The organism is Streptomyces sp. LS-MS-L19, assembly GCF_058382285.1.
Window position 1 is genome coordinate 8,250,121 of sequence record NZ_JBYCLL010000001.1, and the last position, 20,724, is coordinate 8,270,844.

Consider the following 20,724-nt stretch of genomic DNA (forward strand, 5'->3'; position numbering starts at 1 on the left):
GAACCCCATGAGCCTCACCGTGAACGGCCTCGACGAACTGAAGAAGCTCGCGGGCAGCGACCTCGGCACCAGCGAGTGGATCGAGGTCACCCAGGAGCGCATCGACACCTTTGCCGACGCCACGGGCGACCACCAGTGGATCCACGTCGACCCGGCGCGCGCCGCCGAGGGCCCCTTCGGCGCCCCGATCGCCCACGGCTACCTCACGCTGTCGTTGTTCATCCCCCTGTTCACCGAGCTGCTGGACGTCCAGGGCGTCACCACGAAGGTCAACTACGGCCTGAACAAGGTCCGTTTCCCCTCGCCGGTGAAGGTCGGCTCCCGCATCCGCCTGGTCGCGAAGCTCACGGAGGTCGAGGAGGTGCCGGGCGGTGTCCAGATCACCGTCGACGGGGCGATCGAGATCGAGGGCGGCGCGAAGCCGGCGGCGGTGCTGCAGAGTCTTTCCCGGTTCTACGCCTAGGAAGTGCCGGCCGTGGGGAACCGCGGGACCGTCGTGGCTGGTCGCGCAGTTCCCCGCGCCCCTTCGGGGCGCTTGCCTCAGCCGGTGACGTCGACGAAGACCGGGTTCGAGTAGAACCACGTGTCCGCCCACGGGTCCCCGTCGCCGGGCTCGTGCGGAATCGGGCCGTGCGGGTCGACCGAGGCACCCAGGTATCCCGTACCGTGCCGCTGTCCGTCGCTGCCGCGCAGGCGGACGTAGAAGGACTCGTCCCCGGCGGTCAGCGGGATGCGCAGGGTGTACGTGCCCTTCCGGCCCGTCACGTCCTTCGTCGCCACGACCCTGGTGTCGGGCGCCCGCCAGGTGTCCCGGTCGGCCACCGGGCCGCGCACCGCGCCCCGGATGACGTCCACGTGCGCCAACTCGGGCAGGATTCCCTGCGGGTTGGGGCGGGAGGCGGACGTGACCGTCACGTTCAGCGTGATCCGCTCGCCCTTGCGGACCCGCAGCCGGCCGCCCAGCGTCACACCGCGCCCGGAGTCGCAGTCCCGCTTCACACGGACGTCGAGCCCGTCGAGCAGGTGCCCGTGGTCCACCCAGACCCGGCCCGCGCGCAGGCCCGCCATCACCGAGCGGTAGCCGTAGCGGGTCACGCCGACGTGGGTGCGGCTGAACTCGCCCGGCCAGAAGTCGCTGCCGGGCTGCGGGGTGTCGGTGTTCACCGGGTCGGGGAGCTTGCCGGTGTTGTCGAAGTTCTGCCCGGCCGGCCAGTCGCCGTTCTTCCAGGTGTCGAAGACCGTGCGGTGGTTGTCGGAGTTCGTGGTGATCGAGTACAGGCTGCCCTCGGCCAGCATCGAGTCCCACAGACCGCCGACGGTCGCCGTCGCCCAGTCGAAACCGCCGTAGGTCACATACGCCTCTGCGGGATAGCCCGTCCAGGACTGCGCCGACGGCTTGTTCTCGTACTCGCCGCGGATGGAGGTCGGGGAGCGCCAGCCGGGGAGCGCGGCGCCCTGGGCGCCCGGTGCGCCCTCCATGCCGATCATGATCTCGGGGGCCGCGTCCCGCCAGGCGCGCATCTCGTGCGGGGAGTCGATGCCGAGCCGCAGCGGGTGGTTGGCGATGACGAGGACGTCGTCCACGTAGCCCGAACGGCGCTGCTCCGCGAGCCACTTGATGGCCTTGACGGCGTGCGCCTCGTTGCGGGCGGTGTCCGTCGCGCCCGCGGCACCCTCGGTGTAGCCGAGCAGTTTGCCGTCGTACGCGAGCTCGAACTGCGTGAGGAGGTCGGTCTCGTGGGGACCCGGCGCGGCGAACACCGTGCAGTGCTCGGCGGCCGGGATGTACCACTCCAGGCCCTGGAAGATCAGCTGACGCGGGTTCGCCGCGCGGGCCTTGACGATCTCCGCGTGCTCCAGCTTCGCGCCGTAGTTCGCGTGCCCGAAGTTGGAGTGCTCGTTGAACACCATCCAGTCCAGGCCGTACCGCGCGGCGGCCTGGGCCAGTTGGGAGAAGGTGTACTTCGCGTCGTGGCTGTAGACGGAGTGCACGTGGTGGTCGCCGACGAGGTAGGCCAGCTGGGGGTCGTCGCCGCCGAAACCCGGCCCGCGAGAAGAGGCGAAGGCGGGAGTGGCGGCCGACCCGAGGGCGAACGCGGCGCCGAACAGGCCCGCGCGGCGCAGGAGTCCGCGTCTGGACACGCCCTGGGCGTCGAGGTCGGCGGGGGAGACGGAGGGGTCGGCCCAGGAGGGCAGCTGCTGCTCGGTCATGGTGGTCTCCATCAGTGGGTCATGAAGGACGAGACGGGCAGCGCCCGCGACACGATCCGGACGTCGCCGAGGCGGCCGTAGAAGATCTGGTCGATCTTGTCGGCGTACGTGTAGCCGCCCAGCAGCCACGGCTCGCCGACCGAGGTGATCCCGACGGCGGACGCCTTCGGGTTACGGACGACCGGGCAGCCCTGGACGTACAGCGTGGTGTGCTTGCCGTCGTTGACGACGGCGAGGTGCCACCAGGTCTCCAGCGGTGTCTCCTGGCCCCAGTTGGTGGCGATGCCCTCCTGGTTGAGCGGGCGCATGGCCCACTGCGGCTCGCGGTCGTTGGACAGCGACAGCGTGGCGAGCGGCTCGTCGGGGTCGTCGCCGGTCTTGCCCGCCGCCCCGCCGGTGCCCCGCCGACTGACCAGTCCCGCCCAGGCGTTGTGGTCCGGGTCCCAGTCGGCGGGCATCCGGTAGAACACCTCGATGGTGTAACCGTCCTTGAACACCGCCGAGTTGAGCGGCGCGTTGTCGACGGTCCGGAGATAGGCGCCCTTCAGCGGCGACTTGAAGCCCTGGAACTCCAGGCTGCCGTGGCCGGGCTGGTCGGGGTGGTGGTCCGCGGACCAGCCGAGCGCGCCGCCGCCGACCGAGACGACGGTGAGGTCGTTGCCCTTGCCGGAGAGGTCGCGGACCGTGCCGGAGACCGCCGAGTCGAAGCGCCAGTACGCGGCCGTACCCGGTATCAGCATCTTCGAGGCCGGACGGGCCGGGCGCGCGGGGACGGGGTCGAAGCCGGCGAAGCGCTCCGCGAAGTCGATCTCGACCGTGAACCGGTCGGCGTCACCGCTGAGTTCGATCTCCTGCCGCTCCAGCTCGTTGAGGCCCTTCGCGGCCCGGCCGAGGATCCACGGGGAGACCGTCTCCACGTCGATCACGCCCCGGTCGAGGTCGAAGCGGTACAGGCGGATCATGGCCGCGCCGCCGAAGTACCGGTTCTGGTAGTTCGTCAGGTGCAGGTGGACGTCGTTGCCCGCGGTGTTCTTCCGGGTCGCGCGGCCGGCCGGCCAGTAGTGGCCGTTGAGGGTGAGGAAGATCTGGTCGTGGTCCTTGACCAGCTGGTCCCACAGCTGCTGCCCGTAGTCGGACAGGGTGTCGTCCGCTACGACCAGCTCGTGCGTGGTCAGGACCACCGGGGTCTTCGGGTGGGCGGCCAGGACGCTCTTCGCCCAGGCGTACCCCTGGTCGGACAGCCGCCAGTCCAGGGCGAGGACCAGCCACTCGCGCCCCGCGGCCCGGAACAGGTGGTAGGTGTTGTAGCCGTCGGCGGAGGCGCCCCCGAAGGTCTGGTGTCCCTTGAACCGGGACGGCCCGAACGCGTCCAGGTACGGCGTCGCACCGCGCTGGTCGGTGGTGGACGACTTCACGTCGTGGTTGCCCGCGAGGACGCTGTAGCCGACGCCCCGCCGGTCCAGCAGCCCGAACGCGGCGCTGATCGCGGCGAATTCGGGCGCGGCGCCGTTCTGGGTGAGGTCGCCGAGGTGGGACAGGAAGACGATGTTCTCGTCCTTGCCGTGCTCCAGCAGATACCGCAGTGAGGCCTCGACGGGTGCCTTGTCGATGCTCGGCCCGTCGAAGAGGTACTGCGTGTCGGGCATCACGGCGAGCGTGAAGCGCCGGCTCTCGGCGTCGGGACGCCGGACGGACACGGAGTCGGGGGCGGCCTCCGCCACGGCGGGCAGGGCGACCCCGGCGGTGGCCGCGGCGCCCAGCAGTGCCGTGGCCCGCAGGAAACTGCGCCGGCCGGCACCGGCCTGTGCGGCCTCCTGGCCGTGGTCGTGCTCATGCGAAGTACACACGTGTGCTCCCAGCGGGACGTGAAGCTCGGTGAGGGGGTGGTTCAGAGGGCGCGCAGCGTCCAGCTCCAGCGGTGGACGCCCGGCGTGACGAGGCAGGAGGCGGTGGTGTCGGGCCCGCAGGAGGCGGTGCCGAGACCCCGGTGGGCCGCGTCGATGTGCACCACGCAGCCCGGCCTCGGGACGAGCTCGTCGTGGTGCGCCACCGCGGTGAGATCCGCGGCGCGGTACCGGCTCACACCGACCTGGCGCGGTTCGTCCAGGACGACCGAGAGGCCGGTGGCGTCCGGTGCCGAGAGCCTGAAGTGCCGTACGCCATGACGGCCGCCGCTCTCCTGCGGACGCAGATAGGGGGTGAACAACTCGTCCACGGGCACGGAGTGATGGCCGACCGGAGCCCCGAACGCCCGGTCCGGATACGACTCCCAGGGACCCTGCCCGAACCACTCCATCAGGTCGAGCCCGGCGACCGTCTCGAACACGGAGCCGACCCGGGCCACGTCGTCGAGCTCCTCGGGCAGCTCGGCCGACTCCTCGACGTGGATGCCGCCCTCGACCGCGGTGAGTACCTGCACATGACGCACCGCACCCGCCGCGCACGCGTACTCGGCGTGCACGGTGACCCGGCCCTCGGCCCGGCGCACGTCGGCGACCTTGCGCACCATCGCGTCCAGACCCCAGTCACGCCAGCGCGGGGCCATGCCGCCGAGTTCGTCGTTGTCGGTGGGTGCCCGCCACAGGGACAGGGTGGGGGCGGCGGTGAGCAGCGGGTGGATCAGGAGGCCCTCGTCGTCCACCTCGACGAAACGGTTCCGCACCGGCGCCGGCTGCGGCTGGGGCGGTGCCTTCCGCAACCGCACCTGCGGTACGCACACCACCGTGCCGCGCGGCGCCCAGGGCTCGTCCCCGGCGGTCGTCACTCGCAGCGTCAGCCAGGCCTCGCCGCCGTCCTCGGGCAGCTGGAACGGCAGCGGTACCGCCGCCGTCTCCCCGGGCCGCAGATCGGGCAGTTCGACGGGTGCGGTGAGCGTGCGGCCGTCGGCCAGCGACAGCTCCCACTCGGCGGCGAGCCAGGCGAGGCCCCGGAAGTGCTGGTGGTTGCCGAGCACGATGCCCTCGTGCCGGAAGCACTCGATGCGCACCGGCGCGGAGATCTCCCGGTGCTCGTACATCGCCGGCTTCGGGGTGCGGTCGGGGAAGACCACGCCGTCCGCGATGAAGGCGCCGTCGTGGTCGGGCTCGCCGAAGTCGCCGCCGTACGCCCACCGGTGCCCGGGCGCGGCGACACCGTTGTCATAGAGCCCGGCGCCCCCACGCCCGACCGGTCTGCCGTCGTTCACACGCTGGAGGATGCCGTGGTCCCAGAACTCCCAGATGAACCCGCCCTGAAGTCCCGGCGTGGACTCGATGGCCGCCCAATGGTCGGCGAGGGTGCCGTTGCTGTTGCCCATGGCGTGGGAGTACTCGCACCAGATCAGCGGCTTGGTCTGGCGTCCGGAGAGGGCGTGCGCCACGCACTCCTCCAGCGGGGCGTACATGGGGCAGGCGATGTCGGTGGCGTCGCCGGCCGCCGCCCAGTCCAGCTTGGCGGCCCCCTCGTACTGGACGGGCCGGGTCGGATCGTGCCGCCGCACCCAGCCCGCGGCCGCGTCGTGGTTCGCGCCGTAGTCGGACTCGTTGCCCAGCGACCAGACGATGACCGACGGGTGGTTCTTGTCCCGCAGCACCATCCGCGCGACCCGGTCCACGAAGGCGTTCAGATAGCGCGGGTCGTCGGCGATCTCATGGGCGTGGTCGTGCGACTCGATGTCCGCCTCGTCGACGACGTAGAACCCCAACTCGTCGGTGAGGTCGTAGAGGGAGGGGTCGTTGGGGTAGTGGCTGGTGCGGATCGCGTTGAACCCGAAGCGCTTCAGCGTGATCAGATCCGCGCGCATGTCGTCGTACGACACCGTCCGCCCGGTCAGCGGGTGGAAGTCGTGCCGGTTCACGCCCCGGATGAACACCCGCTCCCCGTTGACCAGCAGGTCCCGGCCGGAGATCTCGACGTCCCGGAAGCCGATCCGGTGCCGTGAGGTGTCGGCGACCGTGCCGTCGGCGCGGTGCAGCCGGACGGTCAGGTCGTACAGCTCGGGCGTCTCGGCGTTCCAGGTCCTGACGTCCTCGACGACCGTCTGGAGCCGGGCCTCACCGAGGAAGTCGGAGACCCGCTCGTCCTCGGCGTTGAACCGGTCGAACTCTACGTCCTGGGTGAGCAGTTGACCCTCCAGCTCGCCGCTGACACACCACCCCTCGGGCAGCGCCCCGCCCGTGTCCCGCACCCGGCAGTCGACCCGCAGCAAGCCGTCGGAGCGGGCCCGCACGGTCACGTCCGCCAGATGCAGCGGATCCGTCGCGTACAGCAGCACCGACCGCGTGATCCCGCCGTGCCACCACTGGTCCTGGTCCTCGAGGTGCGAGGCGTCCGACCACTTGACCACGGTCAGCCGTAGGACGCTCCGCGCGCCGGGGCGCACCAGTCCTGTCAAGTCGAACTCGGCCGCGAGGTGGGAGTCCTTGGAGATCCCGACGGGCTGTCCGTCCACGTGCACGAGCAGCACGCTCTCGGCGGCCCCGACCTGGAGCACGATCCGGCGTCCGGCCCACTCGGCGGGCACGTCCACGTCACGCTCGTGGACCCCCGTCGGGTTGGCGGCGGGCGAGTGCGGCGGGAACTCCGGGAACGGCATGCGGACGTTGAGGTACTGCGGCAGGTCGTCCGTGTCCTGCATGGTCCAGACACCGGGCACGTACGCCGAGGACCAGGCACCGCCGACCGGCGCGTCCGGAGTGGGCAGCAACTGGAAACGCCAGTCGCCGTCCAGGGGGAGTGCTCCGGAGCGCCGGTCGACGGCGTTCATGGGCAGGCGACCCCAGGAGGTCACCTCGGGTGCCTCCCAGGGGCGCAGGGCGACGAGGGGGTCGGTGGGGCGGGGTCCGCGGGGTGCGTCGGTCATGGCCGTTCCGTGGTCGGTGGTGCGGGGGCGTGGCAGGACTGACCGAGGCCGTGCAGGACCCGGCCCTGAAGGCCCCAGGCCGGGTCGACGCGGACGCCGAGCCGGTCCAGGACGGTGGGGGCGATGTCGATGAGACGAGGGGTGTCGAGCCGGGTGCCGCCCGGCATGCCGGGCTCGGCGAGCACGACGAACACCTCCCGCTCGGCCCGGGTGTCGCCGCCGTGACCGCCGGTGTCGAGGTGCCCGTGGTCGGTGGTGACCAGCACGGTCCAGCGCTCCCGGGCGCGGGCGGGGTCCAGCCGCCGGGTGTTGACGGCCGCCAGCAGCCACCCGAGGTGGGTGTCCTGGGTGAGCAGGGCGCGGTCGTAGGCGGGGCTGTGCGGGCCCATGGCGTGGGCGGCCTCGTCGGTGGCGCCGAAGTACACGAACACGGCGTCGGGATCGTCCTGGCTCAGCCAGCGCTCGGCGGTGCGGGCGACGAGCCGGTCCGCGGTGCCGTAGCCGTCCGTCTCACCGTCGTAGCGCACCCGGCGGCCGATGGCGGGGCCGAGGGTGCCGCGCCGGATCAGCTCCGGCCAGGACACCGCGGCCGCGGTGCGCAGCCGGCGCCGGGCGGTGCCGGCCCGGCTCAGGAAGTCGGGGTAGCGGGCGTAGTCGGCACCGGCGAAGTCGTTGCCGCGCACGCCGTGCCGGTCCGGCCACACCCCGGTCAGCACACTCGACCAGCCGGGCCCGGAGTCGGTGTACGCCATGCTCGTGGACGGCCCGTCCGGGGCCTGGCCGTCCACCTCGCCGTAGGGCAGCAGGCTGGTGCCGTGGGCGCCCGCCGCCATGAGTCCGTGCAGCACGGGCGCCACGGCCGGTGAGCGGGTGAGCAGGTCGTACCGCAGCCCGTCCATCCCCACCACGAGCACCTTGCCGACGTCGTACGTCACCACGCACCCCTCTCTCCCGGCACCCGGTCAGCTGCCCTGGACCGCGCCCTCGGTGGCGCCCGCGATGAAGCCGCGGGCGAAGATGCTGAACACGATGACCAGCGGAAGTGCCGCCATCAGCACACCGGCCATCACCATGCTGTAGTCGGTGGTGTGGCCGACGTTGAGCTGGGCGAGCTCCACCTGGAGCGTCACGTGGCCCGGGTCGGTGAGCACGACGAGCGGCCAGATGTAGTCGTTCCAGCAGTTGACGAACGCGTAGATGGCGAGGAACGACAGCGCGGGCCTGATCATCGGCAGCGCGATGTTCCAGTACTGCCGGAAGAACCCGGCGCCGTCGATGCGCGCGGCGTCGAGGAGTTCGTCGGGCACGCCGTTCTGGATGTACTGGTGCAGCCAGAAGATGCCGAAGGCGTTGGCGAGGGAGGGCAGGGCCAGCGCCTTGAGCATGCCCACCCAGCCGATCTTCGACATCAGGATGAACTGCGGCAGGATCGCCAGCTGGAGCGGCAGCATCATGAACAACAGCAGTGTGCCGAAGAGGATCTTGCGCCCGGGGAAGTCGAACTTGGCGAAGGTGAAGGCCGCCAGGGAGTCGATGAACAGCACCAGGGCGGTGGTGACGGTCGCGACGATCACCGTGTTGAGCATCGACCCGAAGAAGTCGATGGTGTTGAGCACGTGCCGGATGTTCTCCAGCAGATGCGAGCCGAAGGTGAACTTCGGCGGGCTCTTGTAGATGTCCTGCGTGGTGTTGGTCGCCATGATGATCGTCCACGCGAACGGGAAGACCGAGACCAGGACGGCCACGACGAGGATGATGTGCGCGGTGAGGCCCCTGGGGCGGCGCAGTCGCCTGCCGCCCGTGGCCGGCCGCGCGGTGTCGACCGCGGTCATGCCTTCCTCCCTCGTGTGGTGAGACGCCAGTTGACGGCGACGAGGATGATGATCAGGACGAAGAAGGCCCACACGATGGCCGCGCCGTAGCCGTAGTCGTTGTTGAGGAAGGCCGACTGGTAGAAGTACAGCAAGGTCGTCAGACCCGCCTGGCCCGGTCCGCCGAGGTTGGCGTTGGCGGCGTTGCTGGCGAACAGGACCTGCGGTTCGCTGAAGCTCTGGAGCCCGTTGATGGTCGAGATGATGACCGTGAACAGGATGATCGGCCGCATGATCGGAATGGTGATCTGGAAGAACGTGCGGATCGGACCCGCGCCGTCCATCTTCGCCGCCTCGTAGATCGAGGTCGGGATCGCCTGCAGGCCGGCCAGATAGATGATCATGTTGTAGCCGGTCCACTGCCACGTCATCAGCAGCGAGATGACCACCTTGATCAGCCACGGATTGCTCAGCCACGGAACCGGCGAGATGCCGACCACGCCGAGGATCGCGTTGACCAGACCGAAGTTGTTGCTGAACACCGCGCCGAAGAAGATCGCCACAGCGACGATCGAGGTCACGTTCGGCACGTACAGCGCGATGCGGTAGAAGCCCTTGAAGCGGCGCACCGAGTGCAGCAGCGTCGCCAGCATCAGGGCGCCGAAAAGGGTCGGCACCGTGGACAGCACCCAGATCACCAGGGTGTTGCGGATCGACAGCCAGAAGACCGGGTCGTCCCACAGGAACCGGAACTGCTGGAGCCCCACGAACTGCATGGTGCCCATGCCGTCCCAGCGCTGGAAGGCCAGGTACAGCGAGTAGAAGACCGGGAAGAACGAGAACGCGGCGAAGATCAGGTAGAACGGCGAGATCGCCAGGTACTGCCGCCAGTACGCCAGCGGCCCACGCCGCTTGGGCCGAGCTGTGCCCGCGGGCGCGGTGCGCCGCGGGCGGAACCGGGCCGGGCCCGGCCCGCCGCGGTGCTTGGACACCACGGCGGGACCGGTGACCGGAGGGGACGTCACCTCAGCTCACCCCCTGCCGCCGGGCGATCTGCTTGGCCTGGCTGACCGCGTCCTTGAAGGCGTCGTCGGGCTTCTTGCCCTTCGCCTCGATGTTGGTCAGCTCCGTCATGAAGGGGGCCATGACGGCGGCGTCCGCGGGCGCCTCGTAGGCCACCTTGATGGCCTTGGCGGCCGGGCCGAAGACCTCGATGACCTTCTGGCCGCCGAAGAAGGCGTCGGGACCGGTCATGGCCGGCATGGCGTACGCGGCCGGCGCGGCCGGGAAGATGGCGGCGTCCGTGAACCCGCGGGCGTCGTTGGCGGGGCTCAGGATCCAGCTGATGATCTTGAACGCCTCTTCGGGGTTGCGGCACTGCTTGGGCAGCGCCAGGTAGGAACCGCCCTGGTTGGCCGGTCCGACCGGGTTGGCGCAGACCCGCCACTTGCCCTTGGTCTGCGGCGCCGCCTGCTCGATGTCCAGCGCGTGCCAGGCGGCACCGAGCTCGGTGAGCAGGTTCTTGCCGACGGCGGCGTTCCAGGTGTTGTCGTTGATCTTGGCGTCGATGCCCAGGGTGTACGGGCGCACCGCCGTGGTCCACGCGGCGCGGATGTGGTCCCCGTCGCCGATGAAGTGGTTGTCCTTGTCGATGAACCGCTGGGTGCCCTGGCCGACCGCGATGTTGAAGACGGAGCTGATGTTGTTGACCAGGTAGGTGCCGGGGTTCTTCTTCTGGAGCTCGACACCGAGCTGGAAGTAGTCCTCCCACGTGCTGACCAGCGCGGCGACCTTGGCCGGGTCGGTGTCCACGCCGGCCTTGGCGAAGAAGTCCTCGCGGTAGAACATCGCGGTGGGGCCGATGTCGATCGGGAAGCCGATCTGCTTGCCGTCCTCGGTCTGGGCGAGCTTGGTCTTCCAGTCCAGGTACTGCGAGGAGATCTTCTTGAAGCCGAGGTCGTTCAGGTCGAGGAAGCGGTTGGCGTTGGGCAGGAAGGACGCGATGTCCTCGCCCTTGATGCCGGTGATGTCCGGCACCGAGGTGCCCGCCGCGAGGGTGGTGGTGAGCTTCTGCTTGAAGTCGCCGCCGATGGACGCCGTGGTCAGCTTGATCTCGCTGCTGAAGTGGGTCTTCGCCTCCGCGACCACCTTGTCGCTGAGCGCGCCGCCCCAGTACCACAGGGTGAGGTTCTTGCCGTTCTTGGTGCCGCCCGAGCCCGAGCTGCCGCCGCAGGCGACGGTCAGTCCGGACGCGGCCGCGGTCAGCGCGGCGGCCTGGAGGAAGCCTCTACGTGAAAGGTCCACGGGTCACTCCTGTTGTTCCTGTTCGTGGTGCTGAGGGGTGTCGGACTGTGGGGGCGTTGTGAGGGTCAGTGGGGCCGGGGCGGGGTGACCGGGGCGTGCCGCACCGGCGGACCGACGTCCGCCGGCAGCCGGTCGGCCAGGAAGCCGTACGCCGTGCGCAGCTCGGGATCGGTCAGGGAGCGCCACCAGCGGTCGATGCCGTACCAGCCGGGGGCCGCGAGGGCGCCGCCGTGGTGCTGTACGGACAGTCCGGCCGCGAGGACGGCGAACCGCAGCCGTTCCTCCAGCGGCCAGCCGCCCAGCGAGGCGGCGACGAACGAGGCGCCGAAGACGTCACCGGCGCCCGTGGCGTCGAGCACGTCCACCGCGAGAGCCGGGACGTCCGCGTACTCGCCGGTGATCTGGTCGACGGCGACCGCGCCGTCGCCGCCGCGGGTGACGACGGCGACCGGCACCAGCTCGGAGAGCGTCCCGAGGGCCGCCACCGCGCTGTCGGTGCGGGTGTAGGCCATCGCCTCGCCCTCGTTGGGCAGGAAGGCGTGGCACAGGGCCAGCTGGTCGAGGAGGTCGGTGGACCACTCCTGGGTGGGGTCCCAGCCGACGTCGGCGTAGATGTGGGTGCCGTTCGCGGCGGCCTTGGCGAGCCAGGCGCGCGGCTCGGCCTCCAGGTGGACGAGGGCCGTGCGCGCCTCGGGCGGGTCGCCCATCAGCACGTCCTGGGAGTACGGCGGCTCCTGGCCGTGGGTGACCAGGGCCCGGTCGGAACCGTGGGCGAGCGCGACGGTGACGGGGGTGTGCCAGCCGTCCGCGATCCGTGAGAGCGAGAGGTCGACGCCTTCCTGACCTGCGAGGACCTCCTGGCAGTAGGCGCCGTAGAAGTCGTCGCCGAAGACCGTGGCCAGGGAGGTCCGAAGGCCGAGACGGGACGCGGCGACGGCCAGGTTGGCGATGCCGCCGGGGCCGCAGCCCATGCCGGCCGTCCAGATCTCCTCGCCGGGCGTCGGGGGCTTCCCGAGCCCGGTGAGGACGAGGTCGTAGAAGAGCAGCCCGGTCAGGAGCACGTCGGGCCTGTCGTCGTCCACGCGAAGAGCCTCTCGTCAAAACTCGTCAATTTCGATGACGGGAATCGTGCGCTGCTCCGAGAGATTGGTCAATACCCGAGCAGAACTGAGCATGGATTTGATTGAAGATGACGAGTAGTGTTCACGCCGTGCTGGCAGAACGACGACACCAACTCATCCTGCGGGCCCTGCGCTCCGGTGGTCCCGCGTCCGTGACCGATCTCTCCGAGCAGCTGGGTGTGAGCCCCGCCACGATCAGGCGCGACCTGGTCAAGCTCGAGGAGGACGGCCTGCTCACACGTGTCCATGGCGGCGCCGTCGTGGAGGAGGGCGACCAGCCCTTCGCCGAGGTCGCCGAGGTGCGCGTGTCCGAGAAGGACGCGATAGCCGAGCGGGCCGCCGCCATGGTCGCCGACGGCCAGTCGGTGCTGCTGGACATCGGCACCACCGCGTACCGGCTGGCCCGCCAGCTGCACGGCCGCCGCCTCACCGTGATCACCAGCAACCTGGTGGTCTACGAGGAGCTCGCCGACGACGAGGGCATCGAGCTGGTGCTGCTCGGAGGGATGCTCCGCCGCGAGTACCGCTCCCTGGTCGGCTTCCTCACCGAGGACAACCTGCGCCAGCTGCACGCCGACTGGCTCTTCCTCGGCACCAGTGGAGTGCGTCCGGGTGGGCAGGTGATGGACACGACGGTCGTCGAGGTGCCGGTGAAGCGAGCCATGATCAACGCCAGTGACAAGGTCGTCCTGCTCGCCGACGCCGCCAAGTTCCCGGGTACGGGCATGGCGAAGGTCTGTGGTCCCGAGGACCTGGACATGGTGGTCACGAACGCCCCGGCCGACCCCGTCACCCGCTCCTCCCTGGAGGAGGCGGGCGTCGAGGTGGTCGAGGCAGGAAAGGTGCAAGAGTGAAGCTGACGATTCTGGGCGGCGGCGGGTTCCGCGTGCCGCTGGTGTACGGCGCCCTGCTGGGCGACCGCGCCGAGGGCCGGGTCACCGAGGTCGTCCTGCACGACCTGGACGCCCGCAGGCTCTCCGCGGTGACCCGGGTGCTCGCCGAGCAGGCGGCGCGGGTCCCCGACGCCCCCTCGGTGACCGCCACCACCGACCTCGACGAGGCTCTGCGCGGCGCCGACTTCATCTTCTCGGCGATCCGCGTCGGCGGCCTGGAGGGCCGCGCCAACGACGAGCGGGTCGCGCTCGCCGAGGGCGTCCTCGGCCAGGAGACCGTCGGCGCGGGCGGCATCGCCTACGGCCTGCGCACGGTCCCGGTGGCCGTCGACATCGCCCGGCGGGTGGCCCGGCTCGCCCCGGACGCCTGGGTCATCAACTTCACCAACCCGGCGGGACTGGTCACCGAGGCCATGTCCCGCCACCTCGGCGACCGCGTCATCGGCATCTGCGACTCCCCGGTCGGCCTCGGCCGCCGTATCGCGCGCGTGCTCGGCGCCAACCCCAACGAGGCGTGGATCGACTACGTCGGCCTCAACCACCTCGGCTGGGTCCGCGGCCTGAAGGTCGCGGGCCGGGACGAGCTCCCGCGGCTGCTCGCCGACCCCGACCTGCTCGGCTCCTTCGAGGAGGGCAAGCTCTTCGGCGTCGACTGGCTCCAGTCCCTGGGCGCGATCCCCAACGAGTACCTGCACTACTACTACTTCAACCGCGAGGCCGTCCGCGCCTACCAGCAGGCCGAGAAGACCCGCGGCGCCTTCCTCGCCGACCAGCAGGCGCACTTCTACGACCAGGTCGCCGACCCCGGTGTGAAGGCCCTGGACGCCTGGGACCGCACCCGCGCCGAGCGCGAGGCCACCTACATGTCCGAGAACCGGGAGACCGCGGGCGCCGGTGAGCGCGACGCCGACGACCTCTCCGGCGGCTACGAGAAGGTCGCCCTCGCCCTGATGCGGGCCATCGCCCGCGACGAGCGCACCACCCTGATCCTCAACGTCCGCAACCAGCGCACGCTCTCCGTGCTCGACGACGACGCCGTGATCGAGGTGCCCTGCCTGGTCGACGCCAACGGCGCCCACCCGGTCGCCGTCGCCCCGCTGCCCGACCACGCCACCGGCCTGGTCTGCTCGGTCAAGGCGGTCGAGCGCGAGGTGCTCGCGGCCGCCGAGTCCGGTGCCCGGACGACCGCGGTGAAGGCCTTCGCCCTGCACCCCCTGGTCGACTCCGTGGGCGTCGCCCGCAGGCTGGTCGAGGGCTACACCTCGGTCCACCCCGGCCTCGCGTACCTTAAGTAGCGCCCGCTTCCTGGAAAGCGCTTTCTCGAAGCTCTTCCGCCCTCTCTGGAGACCTTTCATGCACGACGAACGCACCCGCATCGAGGAGCGCGTCCAGCGCGCGCACGACCAGCGCATCAAGCCGGCGATCTACGCGGCCACCGTCCCCTTCGAGGTCGAGGCGTGGCAGGCGCCGGGCGAGCCGGTCTCCTTCGAGGAGGCCGCGGCGGCCCGCTACGAGCCCTTCGCGATGAACACCCCGTGGGGCCCGCCCTGGGGCACCACCTGGTTCCGGATGCGCGGCCAGGTGCCCGCCGAGTGGGCCGGAAAGCGCGTCGAGGCCGTCATCGACCTCGGCTTCGTCGGCGACTGGCCCGGAAACCAGGCCGAGGCCCTGGTCCACCTGGCCGACGGCCGCCCCCTGAAGGCCGTCAACCCCCTCAACCAGTACGTCCCCATCGCCAACCCGGCGACCGGCGGCGAGCAGATCGACTACCTGGTCGAGGCCGCCTCCAACCCGGACATCCTCAAGGACAACTTCTCGAAGACCACGCCGATGGGCGACAAGCTCACGGCCGGCTCCGCGCCCCTCTACACCTTCCAGCGCGCCGACCTCGCCGTCCTCGACGAGGAGGTCTTCCACCTCGACCTGGACCTCCAGGTGCTGCGCGAGCTGATGGTCCACCTCCCCGACCACGAGCCCCGCCGCCACGAGATCCTGCACGCCCTGGACCGCGCCATGGACGCCCTCGACCTGGACGACGTCTCCGGCAGCGCCACCGCCGTCCGCGAGGTGCTGGCCCCCGTCCTGGCCAAGCCCGCGCACGCCAGCGCCCACACCGTCTCCGGTGTCGGCCACGCCCACATCGACTCCGCCTGGCTCTGGCCGATCCGCGAGACCAAGCGCAAGACGTCCCGCACCTTCTCCAACGTCACCGCGCTCGCCGACGAGTACGAGGACTTCATCTTCGCCTGCTCGCAGGCCCAGCAGTACGAGTGGGTGCGCGACAACTACCCGCACGTCTGGGCCCGCATCCAGGACTCCGTGAAGAAGGGCCAGTGGGCCCCCGTCGGCGGCATGTGGGTCGAGGCCGACGGCAACCTGCCCGGCGGCGAGGCCATGGCCCGCCAGCTCATCCACGGCAAGCGGTTCTTCATCGAGCACTTCGGCATCGAGACCAAGGGCGTCTGGCTCCCGGACTCCTTCGGCTACACGGCCGCCTACCCGCAGCTCGCCAAGCTCGCCGGCAACGACTGGTTCCTCACCCAGAAGATCTCCTGGAACCAGACCAACAAGTTCCCCCACCACACCTTCTGGTGGGAGGGCATCGACGGCACCCGGATCTTCACGCACTTCCCGCCCGTCGACACCTACAACGCCCGCTTCAGCGGCGAGGAGATGGACCGCGCGGTCCGCAACTACTCGGAGAAGGGCGGCGGCACCCGCTCGCTCGCCCCGTTCGGCTGGGGCGACGGTGGCGGCGGCCCCACCCGCGAGATCATGGAACGCGCCCGGCGCCTCGCCGACCTGGAGGGCTCGCCCAAGGTCGTCGTCGAGCACCCGGACGACTTCTTCGCCCAGGCCCGCGCCGAGTACCCGGACGCCCCCGTCTGGGTCGGCGAGCTCTACCTGGAGCTGCACCGCGCCACCTACACCTCCCAGGCCCGCACCAAGCAGGGCAACCGGCGCTCCGAGCACAAGCTGCGCGAGGCCGAGCTGTGGGCGACCACGGCCGCGCTGCACGCGCCGGGCTACTCCTACCCGTACGAGAAGCTCGACCGCCTGTGGAAGACGGTCCTGCTCCACCAGTTCCACGACATCCTGCCGGGCTCCTCGATCGCCTGGGTGCACCGCGAGGCCGAGGCCGAGTACGCGCGCGTGGCCGAGGAGCTGGAGGCGCTGACCGCCGAGGCGGTGGCCGCGCTCGGCGCCGGGAGCACCCGGGTCTTCAACACCAGCCCGTTCGACCGCTCCGAGGTGGTGCGTACGGCGGACCGGGCGCTGGCGTACGTCGAGGTGCCCGCGAACGGCAGCGCCCCGCTGGCCGACGCGGAGCCCGCGCAGCCGGTGCGGGTCTCCGGGCGAGTGCTCGACAACGGCCTGGTGCGGGTGTCGGTCGCCGAGGACGGCACCCTCGAGTCCGTCCATGACGTGCGCGCGGGCCGCGAAGTCCTCGCCTCCGCGGGCAACCTGCTCCGCCTGCACACCGATCTCCCCAACTACTGGGACGCCTGGGACATCGACAGCCACTACCGGAACCGGTACACGGACCTCCTGGAGGCCTCGTCCGTCGAGGTCGTCTCCGAGGACCCGCTGGAGGGCGCGATCCGTGTGACCCGCTCCTTCGGCAAGGGCTCGACGATCACCCAGACGATCTCCGTGCGCGCCGACAGCCCCCGCATCGACTTCGCGACCGAGATCGACTGGCACGAGGCCGAGAAGATCCTCAAGGCGGCCTTCCCGGTGGACGTGCGCGCCGCGCACTCCTCCGCCGAGATCCAGTTCGGCCACGTCCAGCGGCCCACCCACACCAACACCACCTGGGAGTCGGCCCGTTTCGAGGTCTCCGGCCACCGCTGGGTGCACGTCGCCGAACCGGGCTACGGCGTCGCGGTCCTCAACGACTCCACCTACGGCCACGACGTCTCCCGCACGGTCCGCGAGGACGGCGGTACGACCACCACGGTCCGCCTGAGCCTGGTCCGCGCCCCGCGCATCCCGGACCCGGAGGCCGACCAGGGCAGGCACCGCTTCACCTACTCGCTGCTGCCCGGCGCGAGCATCGAGGACACCGTCGCCGAGGGCTACTCCCTCAACCTGCCCCTGCGGGTGGCGGACGCGGCCGGTGCCCCCGAGCCGGTCGTCTCGGCCGCCGGCGAGAACGTCACGGTCGAGGCGGTCAAGCTCGCCGACGACGAGTCCGGCGACGTGGTGGTCCGGCTCTACGAGTCCGGCGGCGGCCGCGCGACGGGCGTCCTGCGCACCGGCTTCCCGCTGGCCGGAGCCCAGATCACCGACCTGCTGGAGCGCCCGCTGGAGGACGCCCCCGTCGAGGACGGCGGCGTGCCGGTCGCGCTGCGCCCCTTCCAGGTGCTGACGCTCCGGTTGCGGAGGGGCTGACGCATGGCCATGCAACCCTGGTTCACCGACGCCAAGTTGGGGATCTTCATCCACTGGGGCATCTACGCCGTCGACGGCGTCCAGGAGTCCTGGTCGTTCTACGACGACATCGTCCCGCACGACCGGTACATGTCCCAGCTGGAGCGCTTCACGGGCGCCACGTACGACCCGCGCGAGTGGGCCGACCTGTTCGCCCGCGCGGGCGCGAAGTACGCGGTGCTGACGACCCGGCACCACGACGGAGTCGCCCTGTGGGACACCGAGTTCGGCGACCTCAACCTCGGCAAGGACTACGTCGGCCCCTACGCCGACGCCCTCCGGGAGAAGGGGCTGAAGGTCGGCTTCTACTACTCCCACTCGGACTGGAACCACCCGGACTACGCCTCCACGCGCAAGCCGGGTCGTCCGCCGGAGCAGGAGGACAACCGCTACTCCGAGGTCGCCGCCGAGGACGAGGACCTGGACGCCTGGGAGCGGTTCATCGCCTACCGGGACGGCCAGATCCGCGAGCTGGCCTCCCGGTACCGGCCGGACCTGATGTGGTTCGACGGCGAGTGGGACCGCAGCGAGGAGCAGTGGCGCATCCCCGAACTCGCCGCGCTGATCCGCTCGTACGTGCCGGACGTCGTCTTCAACGCGCGCATGCTCAGCGAGGGCGACTACGCCACCCCCGAGCAGGGCGCTCCCATCGCACCGCCGGACGGCCCCTGGGAGTTGTGCCTGACGATCAACGATTCGTGGGGGTACCAGCACCAGGACCACAACCACAAGTCGCTCGCCCAGATCATCCGCTACTTCACCGAGACCATCGGCGGGGGCGGCAACCTGCTGCTCGACGTCGGTCCGATGGAGGACGGGACCATCCCGCAGCCGCAGGTCGAGCGGCTGGAGGGGCTGGGGGAGTGGATCGGCAGGCACTCCGAGGCGGTGTACGGGAGCCGGCGCGGACTGCCCGCCGGGCACCACTACGGTCCCAGCACCCTCTCCGCGGACGGCCGGACGCTCTACCTGGTCCTCTTCGACGCGCCGCGCGCCGAGATCGGCCTGCGCGGACTGGTCACCCCGGTCCGCAGGGTCACCGTCCTCGGCACCGGCACGGAACTCGGTCACCGGGTCGTCGGCGGACTCCACGAGGCCGTGGGCATCGTGTGGATCGACCCGCCGGCCGCGGCGGACCTCGACCCGTACGCCACGGTCCTCAAGGTCGAGCTGGACGGGGAGCTGGAGCTGTACCGGGGCTCGGGCCGGTTCTGACCGGTTCCGACCATGCTGGGCGGGTGCCTGCCGGTTGAGGGACCGGCAGGCACCCGTCTGCACAGCCGGTCCGTCGGTCCGGCAGGCACCTTTCTGTTCAGCCGGTGAAGCCGGCCGTGATCGAGGTGAACTGCCAGTTGCTCTGGCTGATCCCGGAGCAGTTGCTGACGACTCCACCGCCCGGGCAGGGCCGGTCGCGGTTGACCGACCAGAACGCGAGCCGGGCGATGTGGTGGGAGTTGGCCCAGTCACGGATCTGGGTCCAGATCGCCGGGGTCGTGTTCTCCTGCTGGTCGGAGAGGCCGTTCATGCCGGAGATGCCGATGTGGGAGTACGCGGTGGCGTCGTCCCAGCCGAAGGTCGACTTGAGCTTGGCCTTCAGCCCCTCCGTGGCGTTCACGGTGTTCCCGTACATGTCGGAGCCGCCGCCGAAGTCGAACGGCATGATGGTGAAGACGTCGATGTTCGCGCCGAGCGACTGCGCCTGCTCGATGAGCCGGTTGCCGTAGTAGGTCGGCCCGGTGGTCGAGGTGCCGAAGGTGACGATGGTCTTCAGGCCCGGGTTGTTGGCCTTCACCGTCTTCAGAGCGGTGAGGATCCGCGCCTGCACGGCCTCGTTCTCGAACTCGTCGGTGTTCTCGATGTCCATGTCGATCGCCTTGAGCGAGTAGGCGTCGATCACCTTCTGGAGGGCGGCCGCGAGGGCGCTCGCCGAGGAGCAGTTGGCGCCGAGCTTGCTGCCCTGCCAGCCGCCGAAGGACGGCACGATGTCACCGCCGGCCGCGCGGATCTGGTTGATGGCGGTCTGGTCGACACCGCCGGTCAGCGGCCGGGTGCTGTCCCAGGCGGGGTTGCAGCCACCGGAGTCCAGCATGAACGCCATCGTGAACCACTTGACGCCGGTCGCGCTCATCACGGTCGCCGGGTTCGGCGGATCGCCCCAGCCCTCGTACAGATAGGGCGCGGCCTGCTTGAAGCCGCTGCCGCCCCCGCCGCCCGCGTCCGTCGTCACGCTCACGGAGTTCGAGGCGCCGGAGGTGTTGCCGGCGGCGTCACGCGCCTTGACGGTGAAGGTGTACGCCGTGCTGGGCGAGAGCCCGCTCACCGTGGCGGACGTACCGGAGACGGTCAGGACGTTGTTGGCGCCGCTGTAGACGTCGTACGCCGTCACCCCCACGTTGTCCGTCGAGGCGTTCCACTTCAGCGACACGCTGGAGGAGGTCTTGCCGGTGGAGGTCAGCCCGGTCGGCGCGCTCGGCGCCTGGGTGTCCGAACCACCGCCACCGCCGGGGCCGTCGAGGCTGATGTCGTCGGCGTAGTAGCTGCCCTGGGCGTACCAGCCGTGGACGTAGATCTGTGCGCTGGTCTGGGTGGAGCCGGTGGTGAAGCTCGTGGTGAGCTGGGCGTACGCCGACGGCGAGGTCGTCCAGGTGGAGGGGCCGCCGTTCACGCCGAGATACACGTACGAGCCGCGCACCCAGCCGCTGAGCTTGTACGTGGTGTTCGGCTGCACGGCGACGGTCTGGCTGCACTGCGCGTTGTCGCTCGAACTCACCGCGCCCTGAAGGGCCTTGGAGCCCCCGTGCACGGGAGAGGAGACGACGGAGCCGAGATTGCCGGTGCAGGTCCAGGGGGAGAGGGAGCCCGACTCGAAGCCGGGATTGCCCAGGATGTTGGCCGCCTGGGCCGTACCCGGAAGAGCGACGGCTCCACCGAACGCGAGGCCGACGGCACCGAGGAACGCGAGAACTCTGGAACGTCTGAGTGGGTTGCGCACGCGATCTCCCTGAAGAAATGGGGGTGTTCGGGAGTGCAGAGACGTGATGCAGGGTGCGCAACCAAGTTGGTATGGACCAATGCCCCTGTCAAGATGAGCGACGGGATTGGTCCATACC

The 20,724-nt window shown here is 70.5% G+C and carries 14 protein-coding genes; 5 read left to right on the plus strand and 9 right to left on the minus strand.

Annotated features, from left to right (window positions below; genetic code table 11):
* The first annotated feature begins 7 nt into the window (after nucleotides 1-7).
* The gene (locus AC2XR2_RS36775) at nucleotides 8-463 is read left to right on the plus strand and encodes a MaoC family dehydratase (RefSeq protein ID WP_123764195.1); all 456 of its coding nucleotides are present in this window, start codon (nucleotides 8-10) and stop codon (nucleotides 461-463) included.
* Nucleotides 464-540: 77 nt separating this feature from the next.
* On the opposite strand, the gene AC2XR2_RS36780 is transcribed toward AC2XR2_RS36775, so the two are convergent.
* From AC2XR2_RS36780 to AC2XR2_RS36815, 8 genes are all read right to left on the minus strand, one after another.
* A complete protein-coding gene (locus AC2XR2_RS36780; protein ID WP_491517419.1) occupies nucleotides 541-2,211 on the minus strand; it encodes a PHP domain-containing protein in 1,671 nt (556 codons plus the stop codon).
* Between the two features lie 11 nt (nucleotides 2,212-2,222).
* Nucleotides 2,223-4,058, minus strand: a complete 1,836-nt coding sequence (locus tag AC2XR2_RS36785) for a LamG-like jellyroll fold domain-containing protein (RefSeq protein WP_491517420.1) — start codon at nucleotides 4,056-4,058, stop codon at nucleotides 2,223-2,225.
* 41 nt (nucleotides 4,059-4,099) lie between these two features.
* On the minus strand, nucleotides 4,100-7,051 hold the full coding sequence (locus tag AC2XR2_RS36790) for a glycoside hydrolase family 2 TIM barrel-domain containing protein (RefSeq protein ID WP_491517421.1): 2,952 nt from the start codon (nucleotides 7,049-7,051) through the stop codon (nucleotides 4,100-4,102).
* On the minus strand, nucleotides 7,048-7,986 hold the full coding sequence (locus tag AC2XR2_RS36795) for an alkaline phosphatase family protein (RefSeq protein ID WP_449349495.1): 939 nt from the start codon (nucleotides 7,984-7,986) through the stop codon (nucleotides 7,048-7,050). The genes AC2XR2_RS36790 and AC2XR2_RS36795 overlap by 4 nt, the downstream gene beginning before the upstream one ends.
* A 27-nt stretch (nucleotides 7,987-8,013) precedes the next feature.
* Nucleotides 8,014-8,883: a carbohydrate ABC transporter permease gene (locus AC2XR2_RS36800; protein WP_381296408.1), complete on the minus strand. Its 870-nt coding sequence runs from the start codon at nucleotides 8,881-8,883 to the stop codon at nucleotides 8,014-8,016.
* Entirely contained in the window at nucleotides 8,880-9,854 is a 975-nt protein-coding gene (locus AC2XR2_RS36805; protein WP_449349515.1) for a carbohydrate ABC transporter permease, read from the minus strand. The genes AC2XR2_RS36800 and AC2XR2_RS36805 overlap by 4 nt, the downstream gene beginning before the upstream one ends.
* A gap of 34 nt (nucleotides 9,855-9,888) precedes the next feature.
* Nucleotides 9,889-11,166 (minus strand): ABC transporter substrate-binding protein, encoded by a 1,278-nt coding sequence (locus AC2XR2_RS36810; RefSeq protein ID WP_381296410.1) that lies wholly within the window; start codon nucleotides 11,164-11,166, stop codon nucleotides 9,889-9,891.
* 65 nt (nucleotides 11,167-11,231) lie between these two features.
* Nucleotides 11,232-12,248, minus strand: a complete 1,017-nt coding sequence (locus AC2XR2_RS36815) for a carbohydrate kinase family protein (protein WP_381296412.1) — start codon at nucleotides 12,246-12,248, stop codon at nucleotides 11,232-11,234.
* 128 nt (nucleotides 12,249-12,376) lie between these two features.
* Between AC2XR2_RS36815 and AC2XR2_RS36820 the strand changes: the two genes are divergently transcribed.
* The 4 genes from AC2XR2_RS36820 to AC2XR2_RS36835 are packed head-to-tail and all read left to right on the plus strand — an operon-like array spanning nucleotide 12,377 to nucleotide 18,829.
* Nucleotides 12,377-13,141, plus strand: coding sequence for a DeoR/GlpR family DNA-binding transcription regulator (locus AC2XR2_RS36820; protein WP_123764202.1), 765 nt, complete (start codon nucleotides 12,377-12,379; stop codon nucleotides 13,139-13,141).
* Nucleotides 13,138-14,475, plus strand: coding sequence for a 6-phospho-beta-glucosidase (locus tag AC2XR2_RS36825; protein ID WP_381296414.1), 1,338 nt, complete (start codon nucleotides 13,138-13,140; stop codon nucleotides 14,473-14,475). Before AC2XR2_RS36820 ends, AC2XR2_RS36825 begins: the two co-directional genes overlap by 4 nt.
* Before the next feature lie 58 nt (nucleotides 14,476-14,533).
* Complete coding sequence (locus AC2XR2_RS36830) at nucleotides 14,534-17,575, plus strand: alpha-mannosidase (protein WP_491517422.1); 3,042 nt, start codon at nucleotides 14,534-14,536, stop codon at nucleotides 17,573-17,575.
* A gap of 3 nt (nucleotides 17,576-17,578) precedes the next feature.
* Nucleotides 17,579-18,829 (plus strand): alpha-L-fucosidase, encoded by a 1,251-nt coding sequence (locus AC2XR2_RS36835; RefSeq protein WP_491517423.1) that lies wholly within the window; start codon nucleotides 17,579-17,581, stop codon nucleotides 18,827-18,829.
* Nucleotides 18,830-18,926: 97 nt separating this feature from the next.
* On the opposite strand, the gene AC2XR2_RS36840 is transcribed toward AC2XR2_RS36835, so the two are convergent.
* The gene (locus AC2XR2_RS36840) at nucleotides 18,927-20,606 is read right to left on the minus strand and encodes a carbohydrate binding domain-containing protein (protein ID WP_491517424.1); all 1,680 of its coding nucleotides are present in this window, start codon (nucleotides 20,604-20,606) and stop codon (nucleotides 18,927-18,929) included.
* Nucleotides 20,607-20,724: the final 118 nt, after the last annotated feature.